Origin of the sequence: Rhodoferax ferrireducens, assembly GCF_003347515.1 — a bacterium.
Taxonomy (GTDB): domain Bacteria; phylum Pseudomonadota; class Gammaproteobacteria; order Burkholderiales; family Burkholderiaceae_C; genus Rhodoferax.
In genome coordinates this window covers 270274-292678 of the sequence record NZ_QEII01000269.1, presented here as the reverse complement: position 1 = coordinate 292678, position 22405 = coordinate 270274, and the positions used below count along the sequence as shown (strand labels likewise).

Genomic DNA, 22405 nt, shown 5'->3' with positions numbered 1-22405 from the left:
ACCGCCCAAGTCCCAACTCAAACCCCTGCCGCCTCCGCCGCCCACTGCCCCACCGATGCCGTTCAGCTTCATGGGGCGCTATGAAGAAGGGGGGGTGCGGATCATCATGCTGGTTCGAGGCGATCGAATTTACACCGTCTCAGAGGGCGACGTGATTGACAATACCTACCGCGTGGAGCGTCTGGCTGGCGAGCAGCTGGAGTTGACCTATCTGCCGCTTGATATCAAGCAAACCATCAGTGCAGGGGGAACATGATGAATGTTGCCGAAGTGAAATTCATGGGGGCAATCGTCATACGGTTCGCGCTGCTGGCGGCCCTGCTATCGGGATGCGCCGGTCATCAGCTGCATGAGGATGGACTGGCGTTGTTGGCGCAAGGGCGCACCGAGGAAGGCCTGGCCAAGCTAACGGAAGCCAACCGTGCCGCGCCTGACAATCTGTCTTTTCGCGCCGATCTGTGGCGCAGCCGCGAGCAAACAGTGAGCCGCATGCTGGCAATGGCCAACAGCGAACGGGCGGCAGGTCGCCAAGCGGCTGCGCGCGCCTTATACGAACGCATCCTGGGCATCGATCCGGCCAACAGCCGGGCTGTGCTTGGTCTCGAAATCCTGCAAATGGACGGCCGTCACGACGCGGCGCTGGAACGCGCGGAAGCGCTGCTCAAACAGCGAGATGCCGAGGCTGCACGGGCGGCCCTCAAGCCGGTCTTGGTGGAAAATCCGAAGAACGGCAAGGGACTCCTGCTGCAAAGGAAAATTGACGAGCAGGTGGCGAAGGACGCGATGGTCGAACCCTCGCTCAAGGCGAAGTTCACCAAGCCGGTCACCCTGCAATTTCGCGATGCCAATCTCAAGATGGTGTTCGAGGCGCTGGCGCGCACCAGCGGCATTAACGTGCTGCTGGACCGCGACGTCAAGCCTGATTTGAAAACCTCTATTTTTGTCAAGGATGTGTCGGTGGAGGACACCATCAACCTGATCCTGCTGCAAAACCAGCTCGAAAAGAAGGTCATCAGCGACAACACGGTGTTCATCTATCCGGGCACTGCCGCAAAACTCAAGGACTACCAGGATTTGAAAATCAGGAGTTTTCATCTGACCAATGCCGACCCCAAGCAGATGCTGACAATGCTCAAGACGCTGCTAAAAACAAAGGACATCTTCATCCACGAAAAGACGAATTCCATCGTGATTCGCGACACCCCCGATGCGATTCGGCTGGCCGAGAAAATGATCGCCGATCAGGACATCGCCGAGCCCGAAGTCATGTTGGAAGTGGAAGTGCTTGAAGTGAGCACCTCCCGCCTGAGCGAGTTGGGAATCAAGTGGCCCAGCAGCTTCACCTTGAATACGCCGCCGACCGCCACCACCCTGGGGCAACTGCGGGAGCTGGGCGGCAACGACCTGCTGGCAAGCTCTTTGAGCGCCACGCTCAACCTCAAGCTGGAGGACGGCGATACCAACGTCCTTGCCAGCCCGCGCATCCGGGTGCGTAACCGCGAGAAGGCGAAAATCATGATTGGTAGCCGGGTGCCTGTGATCACCAATGCGGTGACGCCGGTCTCGACCGGCACCCCCGTCATCACCGGCAGCGTGCAGTACCTGGACGTTGGACTGAAGTTGGAAGTGGAACCCGACATCCATCAGGACAACGAAGTCGTGATCAAAGTCGGACTCGATGTCAGTTCCATCATCAAGGAAGTGCCTAACGCGCAATCCGGCACGCTTGCCTATGAGGTTGGCACGCGCAACGCGACCACGGTGCTGCGCCTGAAAGACGGTGAAACCCAAATCCTGGCCGGCCTGATCAGCGACGAGGATCGCAAGACTGCCAGCAAGGTACCCGGCCTTGGCCAGATACCGGTTCTCGGCCGGCTGTTCGCGACCCACAAGGCCAACGGTACGAAAACCGAAATTGTGCTGTCCATCACTCCTCGTATCGTGGGGAGCGCGCGCCTGCCAGACCTCAGCGAAGTGGAGTATTGGGCCGGCACCGAGTCCAGTGTGCGTAGCGGCCCGTTTAACATCAAACCAATGGGCAGCGTGGCCGTCACCACCAATGCACCCGCAACGCCCCTGCCGCGTGCGCGCCCGACAGTCGCGCCGCGCCGGGATGCCGCGCCGGGCCAGCCAACTTCTGCGCCGGCTGACCCGGTCACGCTGTCCTGGCAAGGCCCGGCGCAGGTGAAACCGGGTGATACGGTCAAACTGACGCTGAGCGCCAAATCCGTGCAGGCGATGAATCGCCTTGACCTGCTGGTGAGTTTCGATCCCGATGTGTTCAAGGCGGTCGATGTACTGGACGGCGGCGTCCTCCAACCGGACAAGATGCCATCCGTGCTGAGCAAGACCATAGACCAGGCGAGCGGCCAGATCCAGCTGGAAATATCTGGCATGGGCGCCGCTGGAGCCAGGGGGACAGGCAGCCTAGTCACGCTGGTATTCGAGGCGATTGCGGCCAATGCCCATTCGCAGATTGTCGTGGGCCGCCTGGCAGCCAGTGGCTCGGGTGGCGAGGTGCTGACGACGGCCAGCCCCAATCCGCATGTCATTGAGGTGGTGCCATGATTGCGCACTTCGCGCCGAAACAGGCTGGCTTCACGCTGGTTGAGATGGTGGTGACGGTGGCGATTGTCAGTCTGCTGACCTCGGTCGCCGTGCCTCTGGCGCAAGTGAGTGTGAAACGCAGTCAGGAGCACGAACTGCATCGGGCATTGCGGGAGATTCGAACGGCGTTGGATGCCTACCGGCAGGCCGTCGAAGATCGCCGCATCTCAATCGCCATCCAGGAGTCCGGTTATCCCCCGTCCTTGCAGGTGCTGGTCGACGGAGTGCCTGATGCGAGCAGTCCGGATGGGAAAAAGCGAATCTATTTTCTGCGGCGTATTCCGCGCGATCCGTTCTTTACCGACCCGACACGCCCCGACGACGAAACCTGGGGCAAACGCAGCTATGCCAGCAGCCCTGAGGCGCCGGAGGAGGGCGACGACGTATTCGATGTCCATTCGCGGGCATCCGGTACGGGCCTGAACGGAATTCCTTACGTCAGATGGTAGGAAAGCGAGGGAAACATGACACCAGAGAGAAAAAAAACCGGCTTCACCCTGATCGAGTTGCTGGTCGTGTTGGCGGTGATCGCGAGCCTGCTCACCCTCGCCTTGCCGCGCTATTTTTCCAGCCTGGAAAAATCCCGCGAGGCGGTGCTGCAGCAGAACCTGGCCCTGCTACGCGAAACCCTGGATAAATACTATGGCGACAAAGGCAAGTACCCCGATGCGCTGGATGAACTGGTCAGCAGCAAATACTTGCGCGGCGTGCCGGTTGACCCTATCACAGATAGCAACGCGACCTGGGTCAGCATACCCCCGCCCCAGCCCGAAATGGGGGGCGTGTATGACGTCAGGAGCGGCGCCCCGGGCATTGCGCGGAATGGCACGGAATATCAAAACTGGTAGCCGCGAGGTTCTTGACGACATGAATCACTCACCTCAAAACAACATAGTCGTCTTGCCCGAGGCCAAGCGGGTGCTGGTCTTTCGGCGTGAACGGGGATTCACCTATGTTGGCGTGCTGGTGCTTGTCGCCCTGATAGGGATTGCCCTCGTTGCTTTCGGGCAAGTCTGGCATACGCTGCAAAAGCAGGAAAAAGAGCAGGAACTGCTCTTCATAGGGCAGCAGTTTCGGCTTGCCCTTAGCCGATATGCCAAGCACACGCCGGGGAATATGCGGCGCGCGCCCCGGCATCTGGAAGAGTTGCTGCAGGATCCGCGCTATCCAGGGATTCAGCGCTACCTGCGAAAAATTGACATGGATCCAATGACGGGCCGCGCCGAGTGGGGCTTGATTGCCGGGCCGAGCGGGGAAATTTACGGGGTGCATAGCCTGTCCGACGACGAGCCGCTGAAAAAACGAAATTTCGGGCTTGAGGACAGGCATTTTGAGAGCAAGATGAAATACTCGGACTGGGTGTTCATGCCGGCGCCAGGCTAACTTGTGGCGGCGTCGCCCGCGCCGGCAGGCCAAGGGTTCTACGGGAGTTCCGAAAATAGAGGGGAGTCATCATGAATGGAAAGCAGAGTATCTTTATCGTTGAGGACCACACTCTGCTGAGAGCAGGGCTGCGTGCTTTGTTGTCACAGGATCCTGACCTGGAGATCGTCGGCGAAGCCGACAACGGGCGCGATGCCATCCGTGCCATCGCAGCGCTTGCGCCGCATCTGGTCCTGATGGACATCTCCATGCCGGGTATGAATGGCATTGAGGCGATGAGGGACATCAAGCGGCGCAATCCTGAAACGCGCGTACTGGTTCTGACCATCCACAAGACTGATGAATACATTCACGAGAGTTTGCGCGCCGGTGCCGACGGCTACCTGCTTAAGGACGCAACGCACGATGAATTACGGGTGGCGATTCGCAGCATTCTCAATGGCAAGACCTATTTGAGTCCCGACATTTCCGGCAAGGTAATCCATGGATATCTACGCACCGGCAAGGCAGACGATGTCAGCAGCTCCTGGGACACACTGACCCATCGCGAGCGCGAAGTGCTCAAACTCGTTGCCGAAGGCCACCCCAACAGGTACATTTCCGACTATCTCTGCCTGAGCATCAAGACCGTCGAAAAGCACCGCTCCAACCTGATGAAGAAGCTCGACTTGCACAACGCGTCGACGCTCACCAGCTATGCCATCGGAAAAGGCCTGCTGGCCACCTGAGCGGGTGTACTAGACATGCCATGCCGCGCGCAGCGTGGTGCCACCATTCAAATGGCGCTTGGCACTGAATACGCCGCCCGATAGGGTCGCCAGCTCCTCCATCCGGGCAAATTCAGCCCGCAGTTGCGGCTTGATGTGCGTCGGCGGCGGTGCCGTCTCGTCGAGCGCCTCGGCTGCAGTGTCATCGATCAGCAGAATCAGGGCGTTGTCATTCAGCCCCAGCGCGAGATGGATTCGCCCTGCGTTCGTGTGCTGCGTCATGTCGTCGAGAACCGACGCAATGATGCGGTACAGGATGACTTTCAATGGCGTCGGGATGTCATGCTCACGCAAGGGGATTTGCCGCTCGATGCGGATGCCTGGATGACGCTGTTCGAACTCCCGGCAAAACCAGTTGATGGTCGGTAATAACCCAAGGTCATCCAGGCTGGCTGGCCGCAGGTCTGTTGCGATTGTCCTGACCTCCTGGATGGCGTCCTGCAATACCGGGATGATCGATCTCACACATTTGGCAGCTGCAGCCGCATTGCACACCCTACGATCCCGACCGCTTTCCACTAACAGCTTGGCGGCGCTCAAGGTCTGTGCTAATCCCTCGTGCAACTCGAAGGCGATTCTCTTCTTCTGCGATTCCTCGCTTTTCAGCATGTGGGCGGACAACAGCTCCAACGTTTCGGTTCGCTCGCGTATGGTGCGCTGCTGCAGTTCGATGGTGTCGTTCGCACGGCGCACGATAACGATCAGGACGGCGTACAAGGCCGACAATATCAGTATGGCGCCGGCCATGATGATGAATTCAGTGCGTTCCGTTTGATGCACCAGATCGTTCACGTCGGCGTAAAGCTCGAATACCCCCAGAATCGGTTCGGCCGGGCCGGCCCGAACCGGCAGGTAGGTTTGCATCAAGTTGTCTTTTTCAGTGACGCCGTCGAAGCTGTTGAAGGTGTCGCGATAAACCAGCGCGTTGCCCACGCCGCCGGCGATCGCAGCGATGACACCCTGGTTGTCACTCCGATCAAATCCAATCTCTGCCGGCTTGGTGGAGAAAGCAACCACACCCTGGCGGTTATAGATCTTGATCTTGACAATGAATTTGTCCTGCATCAGGGTCTTGATGGACCTCGCCAACTCGGACGGTAGCGGGGGAGGGCTGGCGTTACCCGGATGAAGATCCGCTGCAGTGCCAAGGAATTCAAGGAGCACCGGTTTGATGGGGTCCATGGCGATTTTCGCCAGATGCATGTTGCTCCGCTCGGCCAACTGAACAATGCCTTGAATCGCCACCTGCCTGTAAAACCAGATTAGAAGCACTGCCGCAGCAAGGACGGCAACGAGGCTTGCCGCCGAGTAGTAACGAAGCAACTTGAACATAGGGCGTCCTGTCGCAGGAGTGGCAATGTTTCAACAATAACCGAAGTCAAACCGGTACGGCAAGCACGTAGTGGCGAGACGTGCACCGTTCTATTCTTGCACCCGCTACTTTACAGTGTTCAGCGTATTGCTCAGCTGGGGCGTGCTGCGTAGGCTTGACCGATGATCTCAGAAAAATGCATGGTCGCCTGGCTGCTGCTCGGATGCTGTCTTTGTCGACCTGGATGGGCGGATATTTATGTCTACACCGCTGACGATGGCGCGGTGTCGCTCAGCAACGTGCCGACGGACGAACGCTATAGCGTCCTGATAGCGGCGACCGAGCCAGCGGTTGCCATACTGCCAGCGACTGCCGCTCGCAAGGGGAGTTCAAGCCATGCCAGAAACGCTGGCTACGACAAGGTTGTCGACGAGGTATCCCGCGCCTATGGGCTGGAAAGTGCCTTGCTTCATGCCGTGATTTCGGTGGAGTCGAGCTACAACCCGAAAGCGGTGTCAAAAAAGGGGGCGGCCGGTTTGATGCAGCTCATGCCGCAGACCGCGCAACGCTACGGTGTGGCGGACGCGTTTGATCCGCGGCAAAACCTGAATGGCGGTGCCCGCTATCTGCGGGATCTGCTGCGCAAGTTCAACAACGACATCAGCCTGGCACTTGCTGCTTACAACGCTGGAGAAGATGCCGTGATGAAGCATGGCAACCGTATCCCACCCTACCGCGAAACCCTGTCCTACGTGCCAAAGGTGCTTGACATCTACCAGCGATTCCAGACAGATTTCTAGCCCACCACAGTTCGCACTGGGTGGAAATGCCCGCACGTCCGAGCAGCCCTTGCGCCAGACGCCGCGTATCGCCAGGGTGCCCGTTGGCATCTGACCCTCAATCCACGCCAACCCGCAGTGCCGAACTACAGCCCCAATTTTCTACAGTGCCCCGCACCGCCAAATGCAGGCCTGCCCCAATCAGTCTGCGGGTTTTGCCCCGCTGTCATTCTGACGCTCCCAAACTAATCTTGTATTAAGGACGCATCCGGGGCTGTGGCGTCAGTCCGGATTCAACGTCAATGTGTGGGTTAAAGCGCAGGGAGAAGGAGATCATGATGAGAGCCGATGCCGTTCTGAAATGCGATCTGATAAGCAAATTCAAACTCCTGGTGCAAGCGCATGGATTGATAACGGGGGGCAGCGCAAGGGAACCCCGATCCGCTCTGATAAGTAGATTTTCCATTGCCGCTCTGAGTCTGTTGCTGGTCTTCGCTGCGCAGACCCCGGCTCAGGCCTTCACCCTCTCTGTGCAGGGCTGTACCCAGGCTACTCCAGCCGTATGTACCAACCTGACGGGTGGTTTTCGCTATCTGGTGGAGGAGGACAACACGACCCTCAACCTGCCGCAGACGGTTCAGGTGGTCCCGCCGAACGGGCCCAGCGCCACCCTCTCCATTCACAGGAGTCACGCCCCGTTGGTGACATCGGGGACAAGCGCCGCGGCCAGCGTCACGGTCGATGTTCCTGCCGACAAGCGCTACTTCGTCACGGTTTTGCCGAGCGCGGGCTATGCGCTGGGCGGCGCTTCCAACTTCACCATCGAGCGGTCGGCCAGCTGGCCGACAACGTCCTGTACCAATGCCCCAAACAGCGGCGGGACACCGGCGCAGGTTTGCTTCAAGAACAGCGTGACCGTCAAAGTGGCACAGCATCCGCTGCCGACCGCGCAGATCACCATCTTTGCGCATGTCGATCACAATCCGATCAACAATACTTGGGATGAATACGACGGCGGACTGAGCGGCGAAGCCATTTCGAATCCCCCTCCCCTGAACGGTGGCCTCGGCGGCGCACTGGTCACAATCACCGAAGCGGCGGGCAAGCAGCTGACTGATGTCTTCGGCAATCCGCTGGGGACCCGTTATGGTCCCGACGGCACAACGGTGATTCAAATGGGTACCGGTGTCATCTCGACCATGACGGTGAGAGACGTCAACAATCCGGCGCTGAACCCCGACAAGCTTAAAGTTGGAGAGGCGATCATCAAGAACCTGGCCCCGGGCAAGTTCGGTGTCACGATCGTGCCGCCGCAGTTCGACGATAGCGGCCAACCGATCGGCTGGATCCAGACTTCCACCATCGAAGGCACAAAAACCATCGACGCCTGGGTCAAGGCGAACGAACCCAGGCAGTTTATTGAGGGCTTCGGCCAGGGCTTCAATCACGTCGCCTTCGGTTTCGTCAAGGTGAGCCCGGCGAGCGAATCGTTGATCGCCGGCCAGTCGGTGAAGACGCTGCCATGGAACCTTCCCCCCAGCGACCCCGACTACGTCAACCGGTCGGCCGCCACCGGGTCTATCGAGGGGACCGTGCGGCTCAACCACTTCTCCCGTCCGCCAAACCTTCAAGGCAACTATCCCGGTCCGGCGGTCACGACATGCTGGGTCGGTCTCAATAATCCATTGGCAACCCCGGGGCTACAGCCCACTGGTTTGTATGTCGCGCCCTGCGATGGCAATGGTCATTTTGTGATCAACAATGTGCCGCCGGGAACATACCAGCTGGTGTACTGGGACGAACCGCTGCAGTTCCTCTTTGGCACAAGCACCGTCACGGTACCGGTCGGCAGCGGGTTGGGCGCCGCTGTGAGTCTGGGCGATGTGCTTGCGTTTCGCTGGTTCGGCACTCTCGAAGGCAAGGTGTTCTTCGACACGGTGCAAGACGGCATACGCGACGCAGCAGAGGCAGGACTTCCGAGTCAAGCGGTGAACCTGCGCTTTCGCGACGGCAGCATCTACCAGGCAACTGCCACCGACAGCCTGGGAAACTACAAGTTCGCGGAAGTCTTTCCGTTCTTTAACTGGCTGATCACCGAGGTCGACTTTGCGCGATTCAAAGCCACTGGCATGACCACCGCCATTGACTTCGGCGGCCAGATCACCGATCTCTTTGCCCCGGTATGGCCGTCCAACGGCAACAAGACGCTGCAGCCGCAGGACCCGGCTGATCCGGCCAATGCCAATCAAAGCATCCTCTACCGCACCGAAACCGGTCCCGTCCTGCTGCAGGCGATGCAGCTCTTCCTCGGCCAAACCAATCTGATCGATTGGGGCAAGGCGAACTACGGGGCCGGGGAGAACGGCGGCGTCACCGGTGTCGTTTACTACTCGGTGACCCGCGCCGAGGACAATCCTCGCTACGGTGCGCCCGAAACCTGGGAGCCGGGCATTCCCCGGGTGCAGGTGTGCCTGTACCGCGACGCCAACAACGATGGCGTGATCGACGACACAAATGGCGTGCCGGGTATCCAGCTTTGCGACATCGACAACTCCCCGTTCGGCTGGTCCGACGGCTCGGCGCAGAAAGGCCCGGAGGACGTTGCCCGCAGTGGCGACGGGATCACCTTCAGTCCGGGCGACGCCATTCAGGTCGCAGCCACCGATAGCTGGGACGACAACGTACCAACCGGCTGCATCCAAACGCCGCTGACGCTTCACGGCGTCGAGGCGCCGACCTGCGCCGACGGCTTCGGCACCTGGAATCAGGTCCGCCCGGGGGTTTTCGACGGCGGCTATGGGTTCGGCACCGCCGCCGGAGCCCTTCCAGGCAGCCCCGAGTACGTGCCTGCAGGGACGTACATCGTCGAATCGGCGCCACCGCCGAACTACTCGATCGTCAAGGAAGAAGACAAGAACGTGATGTTCGGCGAGGCCTTCACGCCGAGCCCGTTGCTGCTGCCGCCGGTATGTGTGGGCACGGTTGCCAACGGTCAACCGCCGCACGTTGTGCCCCCCGAGTACGCGCTGTTCCCGGGCGAAGCCATCCCGGCGCCGCTCGCAGGCTCAACGACACCGCTGTGCAATATGAAGCAAGTCACGGTCAATGCGGGGCAAAATACGGCTGCGGACTTTCACCTGTTGACTGAGGTGCCCAAGGCTGCTCGTGTGGTCGGCTTCGTGCTGAACGACCTGACCGCCGAATTCAACGCCGGTAGCCCGGTGTACGGCGAGAAGCTCGCGGCCAAGTGGATTCCGGTGTCATTCAAGGACTGGACCGGCCGCGAATTAACCCGCGTCTACGCCGACGAGTGGGGCACGTACAACGCGTTGCTGCCATCGACATTCTCGATCAACGTACCGTCGCCCTCGGGCGTCGGTCCCAGCATGATCACGCTGGTGCTCAATGATCCGATCCGGGCCGACGGCTCACCCGATCCGTACTACGACCCCACCTATGCAACGAGCCCGTGGACCCTGAACTACCACCCAGGAAAGACCACCTACGCAGACACGCCGATCGTGCCGATTCGCGCCTTTGCCGCGGCCGGTACAGCGTTCTCCACGGCGGCCGTAACGGGCACGCCGATGATCAAATCGGTCGACCATGCGGGGACCACCGGAACTGGGGCACTGATCTGCACGGGCGGCGGCAACGCGCTGCCAGAAAACATCATATTGACCGCGCTCGGGCCGACTCCGGTGATCGATCCGGTCACCGGCACCACGGTCACGCGTGACTATGGTTTTGGTACTGCCCCGGGAACCGTAACGCTGAATCGTCCGGGTCAGGCACCCCTGGTGCTCGCGACGCCGAGTTGGACCAACCTTAGCATCACCGCCATTGTGCCGTCCGGTGCGACGACGGGAGCGCTCGTGGTGACGCGAAGCGGCGCCGGCGGAGCGACCTCCGAGATCGGCGTTCAACTGATCATTTCGAATTGTTCCAACAACTCGAACTCGGTGCGCCGCGTTCCGAGCACGGCCTATCCGACGATCCAGTCGGCCATCGACGCGGCGGCACGGGGCAATGTGATTATGGTTGCTCCCGGCACCTACAACGAGAACGTCGTCATGTGGAAGCCGGTGCACCTGCAGGGGGCCGGCGCGGGCTCAACTTTCATCAACGCCAACCCTAACCCGCTTGACCGGCTGCAGGCCTTCCACGCCAAGGTCGACGCCCTGGGCGCCAGGGACTTCGCTGCCTACCTGCTGAAGGATCCGTTCACCGCGGCTGAGGCACCCGGCATCTTTGTCATTGGCCGGTTGACCTACCCGAATGGCACGGCCCAGGCGGAGCTGCCGGGGACCAAGACCCTGAACCCGGGTACGGGGAACGGCAATAACGCGAGCACTTCGTTCTCCAGTGCCGGCGAGGCTTCCATAGACGGGTTCACCATTTCCGGCAGCAAGGCCGGCGGCGGAATCTTTGTGGTCGCCGGCGCGAGCAATCTGGTCATCAGCAACAACAACATCACCAGCAACCAAGGCAACCTCGCGGGTGGCATCGGCATCGGCACGCCGGATGTTGGGTTCGACTCGCAAAACGACAACGTGGTGCTACGCAACAACAAGGTGCATGCCAACGGCGGTGTGGATGGCAGCGGCGGCATCGCGATGAACGAGGGGTCTCAGAGTTATCTGGTCGAAGGCAATCTCGTCACCGGCAACATGAGCCGCTTCAATGGCGGTGGCATCGCGCACAACGGGTTCAGCCTGGGCAACAACGTCATTCGCAACAACAAGATTCTGTTCAACGAAGTGTTCTTCGGCGCCCTGCTGAACCAGGCCGGCGACGGTGGCGGCATCTATGTTGGTGACACGGTGGCCGGCGTCGACGGCACCGGCAACGTCTCGATCGAACGCAACCTCATCCAGGGCAACCTGACCAGTGCCGGTTCCGGCGCGGGCATTCGGGCCTTTGCGGTCAACGCCGACGACGTGCGCCTGTCGCCCGCCAACGACGCGACCTGGAGCCGGCTCAACATCGTCAACAACATCATCGCCAACAACGTGGCCGGCGTTGCCGGTGGCGGCATTTCGCTGCAGGACGTGCTGCGCGCGCGCATCGTCAACAACACCATCGTCAACAACGACAGCACGGCCACTGGCATCCTGGCATTCGCCGCAGGTTCCAGCGACTCGACCCCGCAGCCGGCCGGTATTGCATCGGCGGCTAATAGCACGGTCTTGCAGGCCCTGATCACGCGGGCGGGCGAGCCGAATTACTCCAACCCGGTGCTGTTGAACAACGTCGTTTGGCACAACCGTTCGTTCTTCAATGACGCTGGCATGAACAGTGGTGCAGGCGGCATTGCGCCCAATCCGTCGGCCATTGAGGGGTACTGGGATCTGGGCGTGATCAATGCCGTTGGCACGCCGCCGGCGCTCAATCCGGTGGACACGATCCTGTCGTCACTGTCGGGGCCCTACGGTGAAAACTACAGTCTCAATGGCAGCAACTTCGTTGCCGACCCAGGATTCGTCCTTGGCTACGTCAATACCCTGGCAACGTCGACCGTCATCGACGAAGGCGGTAACAATATCAACGTGCGGCTGACGCCGTTGGACCCGACCGCCGGCAACTACCACCTGGCTGCTGCCACCTCGCCGGCGGTGAACCAGGGCAGCAATACGCCGTCCGGTGTGGTGCCGACGATTGACTTCGACGGCAGCACTCGCCCCTTGACCGTGGCCAATCCGGCCGACATCGGCGCCGATGAGTGGTTCTTGACCAGCACCGGTCCGACCTTCCCGACGCTCAGCGTGCTCGACACCTTCAACCGCGGCAACGCCAGCACGCTCGGTGCGAACTGGCAGCAGCTTGTTGTGCTTGGGAACAGCGGCATCCGGGTGAATGGTAACGAGGCGTTCTGCGTCAATAGCGGGCTCGCGGCGGCGCTTTGCTCGGGCGGAGCCAACGCCTACTGGAATCAATCAGGCGTGTTCGGCACGACGCAGGCAGCGGCATTCACGTTCGCGAACACGACGCTGAACAATGTCAGTCTGGTCCTCAAGGCCAGTAGCAACTACAACGCGCTGGGCTACTACCCAACCGCCATCCGCGTGCGCTACTCGACGGCTGCCGGAGGGCAGGTCATTGTCGAAACGAGCACCAACGGCCTCACCTTCACGCCACAGGGAACGCCGCTGGCCGGGGCATTCGCCAATGGCAACACGTTGTCGGCCTTGACCAATGCGGCCGGCACGGTCTACGTGTGGCGGACGAGCGGGGCTACCACTACCTTGCTGGGGCAGGTTGCCTTGCCGACCGCCGGTGCGAACGCCTTCACCACGGGCGGCGGGCGGATCGGCATGTTCCTGCCCCCCGGAGCGCGAGTCAACAACTTCAGCGGCGGTGACGTCGCGCCCTAGCCGGGAACCATAAGGAGCAATACGATGAAATCGACACGACTACACAGCTTGCTGCTTCCGCTGATGGTGGCTGGCGCGTTCACCTCGTCCCATGAGGCCTCGGCAGCGGTGTATGTGCAATGTCCGGGCGACACCAACGGCGACGCCATACCTGACGGAACGACCGACCCTAACGTGAAGTGCATGCACCTTTCCGGAGGCGACGGTTTCACCGTGATGGCCGACGGAAAGCAGCTTTATACCTTTGGCTTCAGTAACCTGACCGGGACGCCGCGTGGCACAGACACCGTCGATGCCCGCCTCGACAAGGGCGTTCTGGCGGCGCAGCAGCCGGCACCGACCATCGATCTAAAGCAGGGCCAGAAGGTCTACCTCACGCTCACCAACGTGGGCATGGTGATGAGGCCGGACCTGTTCGACCCGCATTCGGTGCACTTCCACGGCTTTCCCAACGCCGCTGCCATTTTCGACGGGCTGCCGGAGGCGAGCATCACGGTCAACATGGGTGCGAGCCTGACCTATTTCTACAACATCCAGGAACCGGGCACCTACATCTACCACTGCCACGTCGAGGCGACCGAGCATATGGAAATGGGCATGCTGGGCCAGCTCTTCGTCAGACCGGCACAGGATGGACAGAGCAAGACCTTCAACGGAAGAACCTATACCCAATTCGTCTACAACGACGTTGATGGGGGCACCGGCTACCACAAGGGCGTGGCACTGCAACTCGGCAGTTTCGATCATGTGTTCCACGAATTGCACTTAGGCGTTCAGCCGCTACCGTTCGCCAAGATCAGCACTACCTACTCGCTGTTTAACGGGCGGGGTTATCCCGACACCGTCAACCCAGGAAGCATCCCCGCGGGATCGGAGAACCCTCGCGCGGCAGTCAACGGAGGCAGCGTCGAGACGAATCAACCCGTGACTTCGCTGGTGACCTTGAACCGCACCACCGAAGGCACGACCCTGCTGCTGCGACTGTCCAACCTCAGCGTCGACAACCTGTTCTCAGTGACGGCGCTGGGCCTGCCGATGCGCGTGGTCGGGCAGGGCGCCCGTATCCTGCGAACCGCCGGCGAAGCGACCGGCAAGGACCTTTCTTACGACACCAGCTCAGTCACGCTGGGCGGTGGCGAGACCAACGACGTGCTGATTGACACCACTGGCGTTCCCGCCGGCACGTACTTCCTGTACACCACCAACCTCAATTACCTGAGTAACGGGGCAGAAGACTTCGGCGGAATGATGACCGAGATCGTCATCAATTAAGGAGAAATGCTGTGACCCAACTACTGAACCGACTGGCCGCTTTGCTGGGCCTCGTGCTGGCACTGACCTGCGCGCCACAGACGCACGCCGCCGTCGCGGGCATCAGTGGTCCGACCTTCAACCTGACCGCGAAAGCGGACCAGATCACCACGGGCGATGCCAACAGCGTGCTGGTCTGGAGTTACGCCAACGGTCTCGGCACCCTGCAGTACCCCGGGCCGACACTGATCGTGAACCAGGGCGAGGTCGTCACCGTCAACCTCACCAACAGCTTGCCGGTGGCCACGTCGATCGTGTTCCCCGGCCAGTCGGACGTGACGGCAATCGGGGGCAGCGCGGGCCTGCAGACGGCCGAAGCCGCCGCCAACGGAGGCACGGTGAGCTACACCTTCACCGCCTCGCAGCCGGGCACCTACCTCTACCAGAGCGGCACCAAGCCTGCGTTGCAGATTGAAATGGGCCTGGTGGGGGCGCTCGTGGTGCGACCCGCCGGTGTCACCAAGCAGGCCTATGCTCACGCAGGCAGCGCCTACGACCGCGAGTACCTGCTCTTGCTCACCGAGATGGACCCCACCATCCACTTGCAGGTAGCGCAAGGTAACCTGAGTCCCGATACCTCGGATTTCTTTGCAGTGCAGTGGTATATCAACGGTCGCAACGGGATGGACACGCTGTACGACAACGGCATCCCGTGGATGCAGACCCAGCCCTATGGGTCCATGGTGTTGGGCAAGCCGGGCGAGAAGTTGTTGCTCAGGCTGGTAAACGCCGGTCGCGATGCGCACCCGTTCCACGTCCACGGCAACAACATCACCGTGATCGCGCGCGACGCTCGCTTGCTCGAAAGCGCACCGGGCATGGGCCCCGACCTCGCTTGGTCCGACTTCACTATCAAGGCCATCCCCGGAGCCACCTACGACGGGGTCTTCACCTGGACCGGCCGGTACCTGGGTTGGGATATGTATGGCTACGCCAGCAACGCGACCTACTGCAATCAGTTGACCCATCTTCCCACGGTGAGTTATCCAGCGACCACGCAGGACGACTCCGACCGGTGCAAGCCGATCCCGGTGACCTTGCCCAACCAGCTGGACCTGACCTACGGCATGCACTATAGCGGCAGCCCCTACCTGGGCTCGACCGGCACGCTGCCTCCCGGTTCGGGCGAATGGAATCCGTATGCGGGTTACTTCTTCATGTGGCACTCGCACAGCGAGAAGGAGCTCACCAACAACGATATCTTCCCGGGCGGCATGTTGACCATGTTCGTTGTCGTACCGCCCAACTATTCGCTACCAACTGAATAAAGAGGGTGCCATGGACATCAAGTCGAATCTCGCTGCGCCCCTCGCGAAACTGTTGTTGGGGATGGGTCTCGTGCTGGCCGTTGGCCAGGCTTCCGCCGCCGAATATTGGCTGTGCGCCAAGGCCGGAAGCGTCACCATCAACGGCCAGAGTGTGCCCATCTGGGGCTACGTGCAGGACAACGACGCCAATCTGGCAAACGGTTGCGTCGGCACGCCGACACTGCCCGGCCCGGCGCTGACGGTGGGATCTGTCGATACCGGGCTGACGGTTCATCTGCGAAACGAGTTGCCGGAACCGACATCAATCGTCATTCCTGGCCAGGTCACTGCGATGAGCCCGGTCTGGACCGACGGCACCTCCGGCCCGCGCACGTCCGTGACTCAGCGCGTGCGATCGTTCACCCACGAGGCTGCGACTGGCGGCGGCACTGGCAACTATGTCTGGAGCAGCGTCAAGCCCGGCACCTATCTGTATCACAGTGGCACACACCCGCAGGTTCAGGTGCAGATGGGGCTGTACGGCGCACTGACGAAAAACTCACTCGATGCCGTGGTCGACGTGAATCCCGCCGAGGCCTACAGCGGCGTGCCGTATGACACAGCGGTGACATTGCTGTTCAGCGAAATCGACCCGGCGCAGCACAGCGCGATCGCCGCCGGCACCTTCGGGACAGCGAGCGCTCCAGGCACGCCGTGTCTGGACTCCGATGGCACGGCAATGCCACTGACCAGCACGCTTTGCTACCGGCCCAAGTATTTTCTGCTCAACGGCAAGCCGTTTCAACCGGGCGATTCCGTGCTTGCAACGTTGGCACCAGGACAGAACACGCTGCTGCGTTTACTCAACGCGGGCTACCGCGCCTATGCGCCGCTGATCCAAGGCACGCACATGAAGATGATTGCCGAGGACGGCAATCGATATCAGTATCGGGTCGGAGCCACCAGCAGCCCGCGCGACCAGTTCCAGTATTCGACCTGGCTCGCGGCGTTGAAGACCACCGACGCGATTATTGCGCCCACGACGCCGGGCAAGTACCCGATCTACGACCGCCGACTCAACACCGTGACGGCCAATTCCCAGGACGGCGGGCTGTTTGGCATCCTGCAAGTCGCCTCCGGCACGGGGTCTGACCTTGCCATCACCAAGACCGACGGCGTGAACAGCGTCGCCCAGAGCGCAACCATGACTTACACCATCGTCGTGAGCAATGCAGGGCCGGATGCGGTGACGGGGGCGACGGTCACCGACACCATGCCGGCGGCCTTGTCCGCGATGACGTGGACCTGCACCGGTGCGGCTTGCGGCGGCCCGAGCGGCAGTGGAAGCATCAACCAGACGCTGGGTAACCTGGGTGCAGGCGCAAACGTGACTTATGTGGTGACCGCGACCGTCAGTGCCGGGGCGACCGGCCATGTGGTCAATACGGCCACGGTAGCGGCTGCGACCGATACGAATCTCGCCAACAACAGCGCCACCGACTCCGACACCATCCAGGCGCCCGCAAACGCGGACCTCGGCATTACCATCAACAACGGGGCAAGCCCTGTCGTCGCCGGCAGCCCCGTGCAGTACACGCTCGTGGTGAGCAATGCGGGCCCGGCTGCCGCGACCGGAGCGACGGTGAGCAACACGATGCCGACGCAGGTTACGGCCTATAGCTGGGCATGCGCGGCCACACCTGGCTCAAGTTGCCCTGTGAGCGGCGGCAACGGCAGCATCAATGTGCCCGTGAATCTGCAGGCGGGCGGTTCCGCAACGTTCGCTGTGAACGCCACGGTCAGCGCGAGTGCGACTGGCAACCTGGTGAACACGGCCACAGTGACGGCGCCGGCTGGCGTGACCGACCTGGCTTCAGGCAACAACAGCGCGACCGACACCGATGCGATCGGTACGCCACAGGCAAACCTCGGCATCACAAAGACCGATGGCCTGACCAGCGTCAATGCGGGGGGATTGCTCACCTACACGATCGTGGTGAGCAATGCAGGGCCGAGCTCGGTGACCGGCGCCTTGGTGAGCGATACCATGCCCGTGGCGCTCACCGGAGTCACCTGGACCTGCAGCGCGGCGCCGGGCTCGCTGTGCCCGGCGCCTACTGGCAGCGGCACCATCGCCAATGCACCGATAACGCTCCCGAACGGCGGCTCGGTGACCTTCCTCGTTCGCGCCACGGTCAGTCCAGCGGCGACGGGCACGCTGTCGAACACGGCCACGGTGACGGCGCCGGCTGGCGTGACCGACCTGGTTCCCGCCAACAATAGCGCGACCGACACCACCACACTCCAGGCTGCGTCGGCGGATCTCTCTATCACCAACAGCGACGGCGTGACCAACGCGGGCATTGCCGGCGCGTCGACGGTGCGCTACACGATCGTGGTGCACAACGCCGGGCCGAGCGTGGCAACGGGTGCGACAGTGAGCGACGCCAATTCGGGATTGACCAACGTCACCTGGAATTGCGTGGCCACGGCTGGCTCGGCCTGCACGCTGCCGATTGGCACGAACAGCATCAACACCGCGGTCAACCTGGCCGTGGGCGGATCGGCGACTTTCGTTGTCAATGGAACGGTCAGCCCGTTCGTGATCGGCACGCTGGTGAACACCGCCACGGTGACGGCGCCCGCGCTCGTGACCGATCCGAACACCACGAACAATATTGCGATCGACACAGACGCCGTCACGTCGCAGGCGAATCTGGCGATCACGAAGACCGATGGCCAGACGCAGGTCGTCTCGGGCCTGCCATTGGTCTACACCATCGTGGTCAGCAACGCGGGGCCCAGCGCGGCAACCAACGCGACCGTGACTGACACGTTCCCAGCCGCGTTCACGGGCGCTTCGTGGACCTGCGTTGCGACGCCAGGATCGACTTGCCCAGCCAATGGCAGCGGCAGCATGGCAGCCACCCCGGTGACCCTGGCTCCTGGTGGTTCCGCGACCTTTGCGGTGAGTGGCACTGTCGCTGCGGCTGCGACCGGCAATCTCGTGAATACCGCCACGGTGGCGGTTCCGGCGGGCGCAATCGATCCGGCATCGGGTAACAACAGCGCGACCGACACCGACACGATCATCCCTGCGTTGCCCGTGCTCACACTGCGCGACAACTTCAATCGCACCAATGCCAACAACCTCGGAGCGGGCTGGAGTCAGGCAGGCACGGGCGGCGCGGTTGACTTGCGGGTCAATAACAACCAGGTCTTGGTCAACGCCACGAACGATGGCGGTCAGGCGATCTGGAATGCAACGAGCTTCGGCGCAACGCAGATGGCGGCGTTCACGTTCGCGAACGGGACGATCAACAATTCGGCGTTGATTCTTAAAGCGACCGGCGGAACGACGACGTCTCCACAGAGCTTTGTCCGGGTGCTGTACCAGACCGCCAATGGTGGACAGGTTGTTGTCCAGACCACAGCCAACGGCGGCACAACGTTCACGACCCGTGGCACTCTTGACAACGCGAACTCGGGCTTCGCCAACGCCAACACATTGACGGCGCGGGTCCTTGATACCGGGGTCGTGCAGGTATGGAAGACGGCGGGCGCCAACGCGGTCTTCGTCGGGAGCGTGACGCTCCCCAGCACGGCGCCATGGACGAGCGGTGGCGGGTGGATCGGCATGAAGTTCCAGACAGCCAATACACGGATCGACAACTTCAGCGGCAACTGACAGTGACCCGTGTGAATCGCGCCCGGGACGACCTGTCGGGCGCTACGAGAGGGAGTACCGAAATGAGCAGAGGCCAGGCGTTTCACGATAACTTTTTGAGATCCATCGGGCGGTCTTTCTTGTTGCTCGTGGCCACAGGCGTGGCCGCCTGCGCCACGCCGGGCGTTGAGGAGGTGGCGAGGCCGCAGTCCCCGGTCGTTGTGTTGGCGGTGCCTGGCGCGGCGAGCGCCGAGGACAAGCTCGGCATCCAAGTGACGGCTTTACGCTTGAGTGCCGGTGGCTTCATGCTGGACTTGCGCTACCGCATCCTCGACCCTGAAAAGGCGGCTCTTATCCTTGACCGCAGAGTTGTAGCCTACCTGCTGGACAGCGCCGGCGCCCGGCTCGGTGTCGCATCCTCGCCCAAGATCGGCCCATTGCGATCAAGCAAGCGCGGCGCGATTCATCTTGACCGGGATTACGCCATGGTGTTTGGCAACCCGGGCCATTACCTGCAGCGGGGGAGCCAGATCACACTGGTGATCGGCAAACAAAAAGTCGAAAACCTCATCATCGAATAATGCGCGAGGTAAACCATGGCGCCCAACAACAAGAATATCTGCCACCGTGCCGCCTTGGCTGCGGCACTGGCGATCCTGTCCGGCAGTGGCGCGCAGGGCGCAGTCATCACGCCCGAACTGGAAGCCGAACTGGCGGTGCGGGCGCCCGATGAGGATGTTTCGGTGATTCTTTCCTTTTCTGACAGGGTGAATCGCCGCCAATTCGAAATGAAAGACAGGCTCCAACGCAACTCCCGGCTGTTCAATGCGCTCAAGGAGAAGGCCGTGGCCACACAGGGGACGCTACGGACCTTGCTGCAAAATAACCGGGCACGGCGTGTCCGCGAACTGTGGGTGATCAACGGCATGGCCTTTACCGTGCCGGCTTCGTTGGTCAGGACTTTGGCGCGGCTACCCGGGGTCGAGAGCGTCAGGCCAGATTCGATCTTGCAGGCACCGGAGACGGCTGCAGGCAACCCGGCGCCACCGGAGTGGAACCTGAGCGCAGTGGGTGCGCCGGACCTATGGTCCCTGGGCTATTCCGGTGCCGGCGTTGTCGTTGCCAACATGGACACCGGGGTCGACCCGACCCATCCGGATCTGGCCGGGAAGTGGCGCGGCGGCAGCAACAGCTGGTATGACCCGCACGGCGAGCATGCCAGCCCCTACGACCCGGTCGGCCATGGCACGCAGACCATGGGAATCATCGTCGGTGGGGCTATCGGTGGGACAGCCATAGGCGTTGCGCCGGACGCCAGCTGGATTGCGGTCAAGCTATACAACGATGCCGGCCAGGCCACTTATAGCGATATCCATCTCGCTTTCCAATGGCTGCTCGACCCCGACGGCGACCCAAATACGGTGGATGCACCGGACGTGGTCAATGCATCATGGGGGTTGGTGGGCACGGAAGGGCGGTGCATAACCGAATTCAACCAGGATATTGATGTGCTCAAGGCGGCTGGGACTGCCATTGCATTCGCGGCTGGCAATGACGGGCCCGCGCCGCTGACGAGTCTGAGCCCGGCGAACAATCCTGCCGGGTTTTCCATCGGGGCGGTCGATCCGGCGCTGGTTATTGCCAATTTCAGCAGCCGTGGACAGTCTGCCTGCGACGGTAGCATTTACCCCAGAGTGGCGGCGCCCGGTGTCAACGTCAAGACTTCAGACTTGTCGTTCGGCGGATTTCCGCTGTATAGGGTGGTCTCCGGCACGTCCTACGCCGCCCCGCACGCGGCGGGCGCAATGGCGCTGCTGGCAGGGGCTTTTCCCAGTGCCAACGTCGCTCAGCTCGAAATGGCGCTGATCCAGAGCGCGCGCGATTTGGGCGTGGCGGGTGAGGACAATAGCTACGGCTACGGTCTGGTCGATATGCCGGCTGCCTATCAGGTGCTGCTGGCCGGTAGCGGCACAGGTAACGCGCCCAGCATCACTTCGACCCCGCCAGTAACCGCTACCGAGGGCAGTCCCTACAGCTACGCTGTCACCGCCAGCGACACCGACGGTGACACCCTCACGTATTCGCTCGACGTGGCACCGGCAGACATGCGTATCCATGCGTCCAGTGGCTTGATCGCCTGGACGCCAAGTCATGTGCAATTGGGATCCCAGACCGTGACGGCGCGGGCCACGGATCCGGCGGGGCTGTTCGCCACGCAGTCGTTCATGATCACAGTGACAGGCTTGAATGTTTCGCCGGTTGCGCAGGACGAGCTGTACCGCATGATCCAGCGCGGCACACTCAATATTCCAGCGCCCGGCATGCTCGCCAATGACCGCGACACCAACGCTGGTGACACCCTGTCCGCTGTGAATTTTGGTGCGCTGGCGCCTGCTGGCGGCACCCTGGTACGCAATAGCAATGGCAGCTTCAGCATGACGCCACCACAGAGCTACACCGGAACCAAGCGTTTTACCTATCAGGCACAGGACAATCATGGTGCCCTAAGCAATGTCGCCACGGTATCCATCACAGTTAGCGCCAATCGGCCACCGCTGGCCGTGAACGATACGGCCACGGCACCGGTGCGCCGACACTCGCCATCGTACGTGCCGGTCATCATTAACGTGCTGGCCAACGACAGTGATCCAGATACGGCAATTGATCCAGCCAACGTCATCAACCCGGCCAGCGTGACGATTTCAAATGCACCCAACAAAGGCGGGAAGGTGGTCGTCAATGCCAACGGAACCATCGCCTACTCGCCAAAGCTCAATTTCACGGGAAAAGAGTCATTCCGTTACCGGGTGAGGGATACCTACGGCACACCGGCCAATTCGAATGCGACTGACGTCAGTGTCACGGTGAAATGAAATGTGCAAATTAAAAGGGGGAAAAAATGAGCATGCATGATTCTTTGCACACAGGTTTCAATAGCCAAGCCCGAGTCCAAAGGAG

General features: G+C 61.4%; 13 protein-coding genes and 1 pseudogene. 13 read left to right on the top strand and 1 reads right to left on the bottom strand.

Translation table 11 applies throughout. The features are described from left to right. From C5P05_RS12625 to C5P05_RS12600, 6 genes and pseudogenes are all read left to right on the top strand, one after another. Positions 1-256: pseudogene (locus tag C5P05_RS12625) on the top strand (hypothetical protein); the annotation flags it as partial. Further along, positions 253-2568: a secretin N-terminal domain-containing protein gene (locus tag C5P05_RS12620; RefSeq protein WP_114970179.1), complete on the top strand. Its 2316-nt coding sequence runs from the start codon at positions 253-255 to the stop codon at positions 2566-2568. The pseudogene C5P05_RS12625 and the gene C5P05_RS12620, both read left to right, overlap by 4 nt. Then, positions 2565-3056, top strand: coding sequence for a type II secretion system protein (locus tag C5P05_RS12615; RefSeq protein WP_114970178.1), 492 nt, complete (start codon positions 2565-2567; stop codon positions 3054-3056). The genes C5P05_RS12620 and C5P05_RS12615 overlap by 4 nt, the downstream gene beginning before the upstream one ends. 15 nt (positions 3057-3071) lie before the next feature. Continuing rightward, the gene (locus tag C5P05_RS12610) at positions 3072-3455 is read left to right on the top strand and encodes a type II secretion system protein (protein ID WP_114970177.1); all 384 of its coding nucleotides are present in this window, start codon (positions 3072-3074) and stop codon (positions 3453-3455) included. After that, complete coding sequence (locus tag C5P05_RS12605; protein ID WP_232834461.1) at positions 3430-3990, top strand: type II secretion system protein; 561 nt, start codon at positions 3430-3432, stop codon at positions 3988-3990. Before C5P05_RS12610 ends, C5P05_RS12605 begins: the two co-directional genes overlap by 26 nt. 71 nt (positions 3991-4061) lie before the next feature. Continuing rightward, a complete protein-coding gene (locus C5P05_RS12600; protein ID WP_114970176.1) occupies positions 4062-4718 on the top strand; it encodes a response regulator in 657 nt (218 codons plus the stop codon). A gap of 9 nt (positions 4719-4727) precedes the next feature. Here C5P05_RS12600 and C5P05_RS12595 read toward each other — a convergent pair whose 3' ends face one another. Next, on the bottom strand, positions 4728-6089 hold the full coding sequence (locus C5P05_RS12595; RefSeq protein ID WP_114970175.1) for a sensor histidine kinase: 1362 nt from the start codon (positions 6087-6089) through the stop codon (positions 4728-4730). Between the two features lie 162 nt (positions 6090-6251). On the opposite strand from C5P05_RS12595, the gene C5P05_RS12590 reads away from it, so the two are divergent. From C5P05_RS12590 to C5P05_RS12560, 7 genes are all read left to right on the top strand, one after another. Next, the gene (locus C5P05_RS12590) at positions 6252-6869 is read left to right on the top strand and encodes a lytic transglycosylase domain-containing protein (protein ID WP_114970174.1); all 618 of its coding nucleotides are present in this window, start codon (positions 6252-6254) and stop codon (positions 6867-6869) included. A 314-nt stretch (positions 6870-7183) separates the two neighbouring features. After that, positions 7184-13222 (top strand): choice-of-anchor Q domain-containing protein, encoded by a 6039-nt coding sequence (locus C5P05_RS12585; RefSeq protein ID WP_157979313.1) that lies wholly within the window; start codon positions 7184-7186, stop codon positions 13220-13222. 24 nt (positions 13223-13246) lie between these two features. After that, positions 13247-14494: a multicopper oxidase domain-containing protein gene (locus tag C5P05_RS12580; RefSeq protein ID WP_114970172.1), complete on the top strand. Its 1248-nt coding sequence runs from the start codon at positions 13247-13249 to the stop codon at positions 14492-14494. 11 nt (positions 14495-14505) lie between these two features. Then, positions 14506-15801 (top strand): multicopper oxidase domain-containing protein, encoded by a 1296-nt coding sequence (locus C5P05_RS12575; RefSeq protein WP_114970171.1) that lies wholly within the window; start codon positions 14506-14508, stop codon positions 15799-15801. 10 nt (positions 15802-15811) lie between these two features. Continuing rightward, a complete protein-coding gene (locus C5P05_RS12570; RefSeq protein ID WP_114970170.1) occupies positions 15812-19468 on the top strand; it encodes a multicopper oxidase domain-containing protein in 3657 nt (1218 codons plus the stop codon). A 62-nt stretch (positions 19469-19530) separates the two neighbouring features. Then, positions 19531-20028 (top strand): hypothetical protein, encoded by a 498-nt coding sequence (locus C5P05_RS12565; RefSeq protein WP_157979312.1) that lies wholly within the window; start codon positions 19531-19533, stop codon positions 20026-20028. 15 nt (positions 20029-20043) lie between these two features. Continuing rightward, on the top strand, positions 20044-22320 hold the full coding sequence (locus tag C5P05_RS12560; protein ID WP_114970168.1) for a S8 family serine peptidase: 2277 nt from the start codon (positions 20044-20046) through the stop codon (positions 22318-22320). Positions 22321-22405: the final 85 nt, after the last annotated feature.

Bases quoted from the DNA above. Each gene is read 5' to 3' on its own strand.
- C5P05_RS12620 (WP_114970179.1), top strand. From the start codon at position 253: ATGATGAATGTTGCCGAAGTGAAATTCATGGGGGCAATCGTCATACGG.
- C5P05_RS12615 (WP_114970178.1), top strand. From the start codon at position 2,565: ATGATTGCGCACTTCGCGCCGAAACAGGCTGGCTTCACGCTGGTTGAG.
- C5P05_RS12610 (WP_114970177.1), top strand. From the start codon at position 3,072: ATGACACCAGAGAGAAAAAAAACCGGCTTCACCCTGATCGAGTTGCTG.
- C5P05_RS12605 (WP_232834461.1), top strand. From the start codon at position 3,430: ATGGCACGGAATATCAAAACTGGTAGCCGCGAGGTTCTTGACGACATG.
- C5P05_RS12600 (WP_114970176.1), top strand. From the start codon at position 4,062: ATGAATGGAAAGCAGAGTATCTTTATCGTTGAGGACCACACTCTGCTG.
- C5P05_RS12595 (WP_114970175.1), bottom strand. From the start codon at position 6,089: ATGTTCAAGTTGCTTCGTTACTACTCGGCGGCAAGCCTCGTTGCCGTC.
- C5P05_RS12590 (WP_114970174.1), top strand. From the start codon at position 6,252: ATGATCTCAGAAAAATGCATGGTCGCCTGGCTGCTGCTCGGATGCTGT.
- C5P05_RS12585 (WP_157979313.1), top strand. From the start codon at position 7,184: ATGATGAGAGCCGATGCCGTTCTGAAATGCGATCTGATAAGCAAATTC.
- C5P05_RS12580 (WP_114970172.1), top strand. From the start codon at position 13,247: ATGAAATCGACACGACTACACAGCTTGCTGCTTCCGCTGATGGTGGCT.
- C5P05_RS12570 (WP_114970170.1), top strand. From the start codon at position 15,812: ATGGACATCAAGTCGAATCTCGCTGCGCCCCTCGCGAAACTGTTGTTG.
- C5P05_RS12565 (WP_157979312.1), top strand. From the start codon at position 19,531: ATGAGCAGAGGCCAGGCGTTTCACGATAACTTTTTGAGATCCATCGGG.
- C5P05_RS12560 (WP_114970168.1), top strand. From the start codon at position 20,044: ATGGCGCCCAACAACAAGAATATCTGCCACCGTGCCGCCTTGGCTGCG.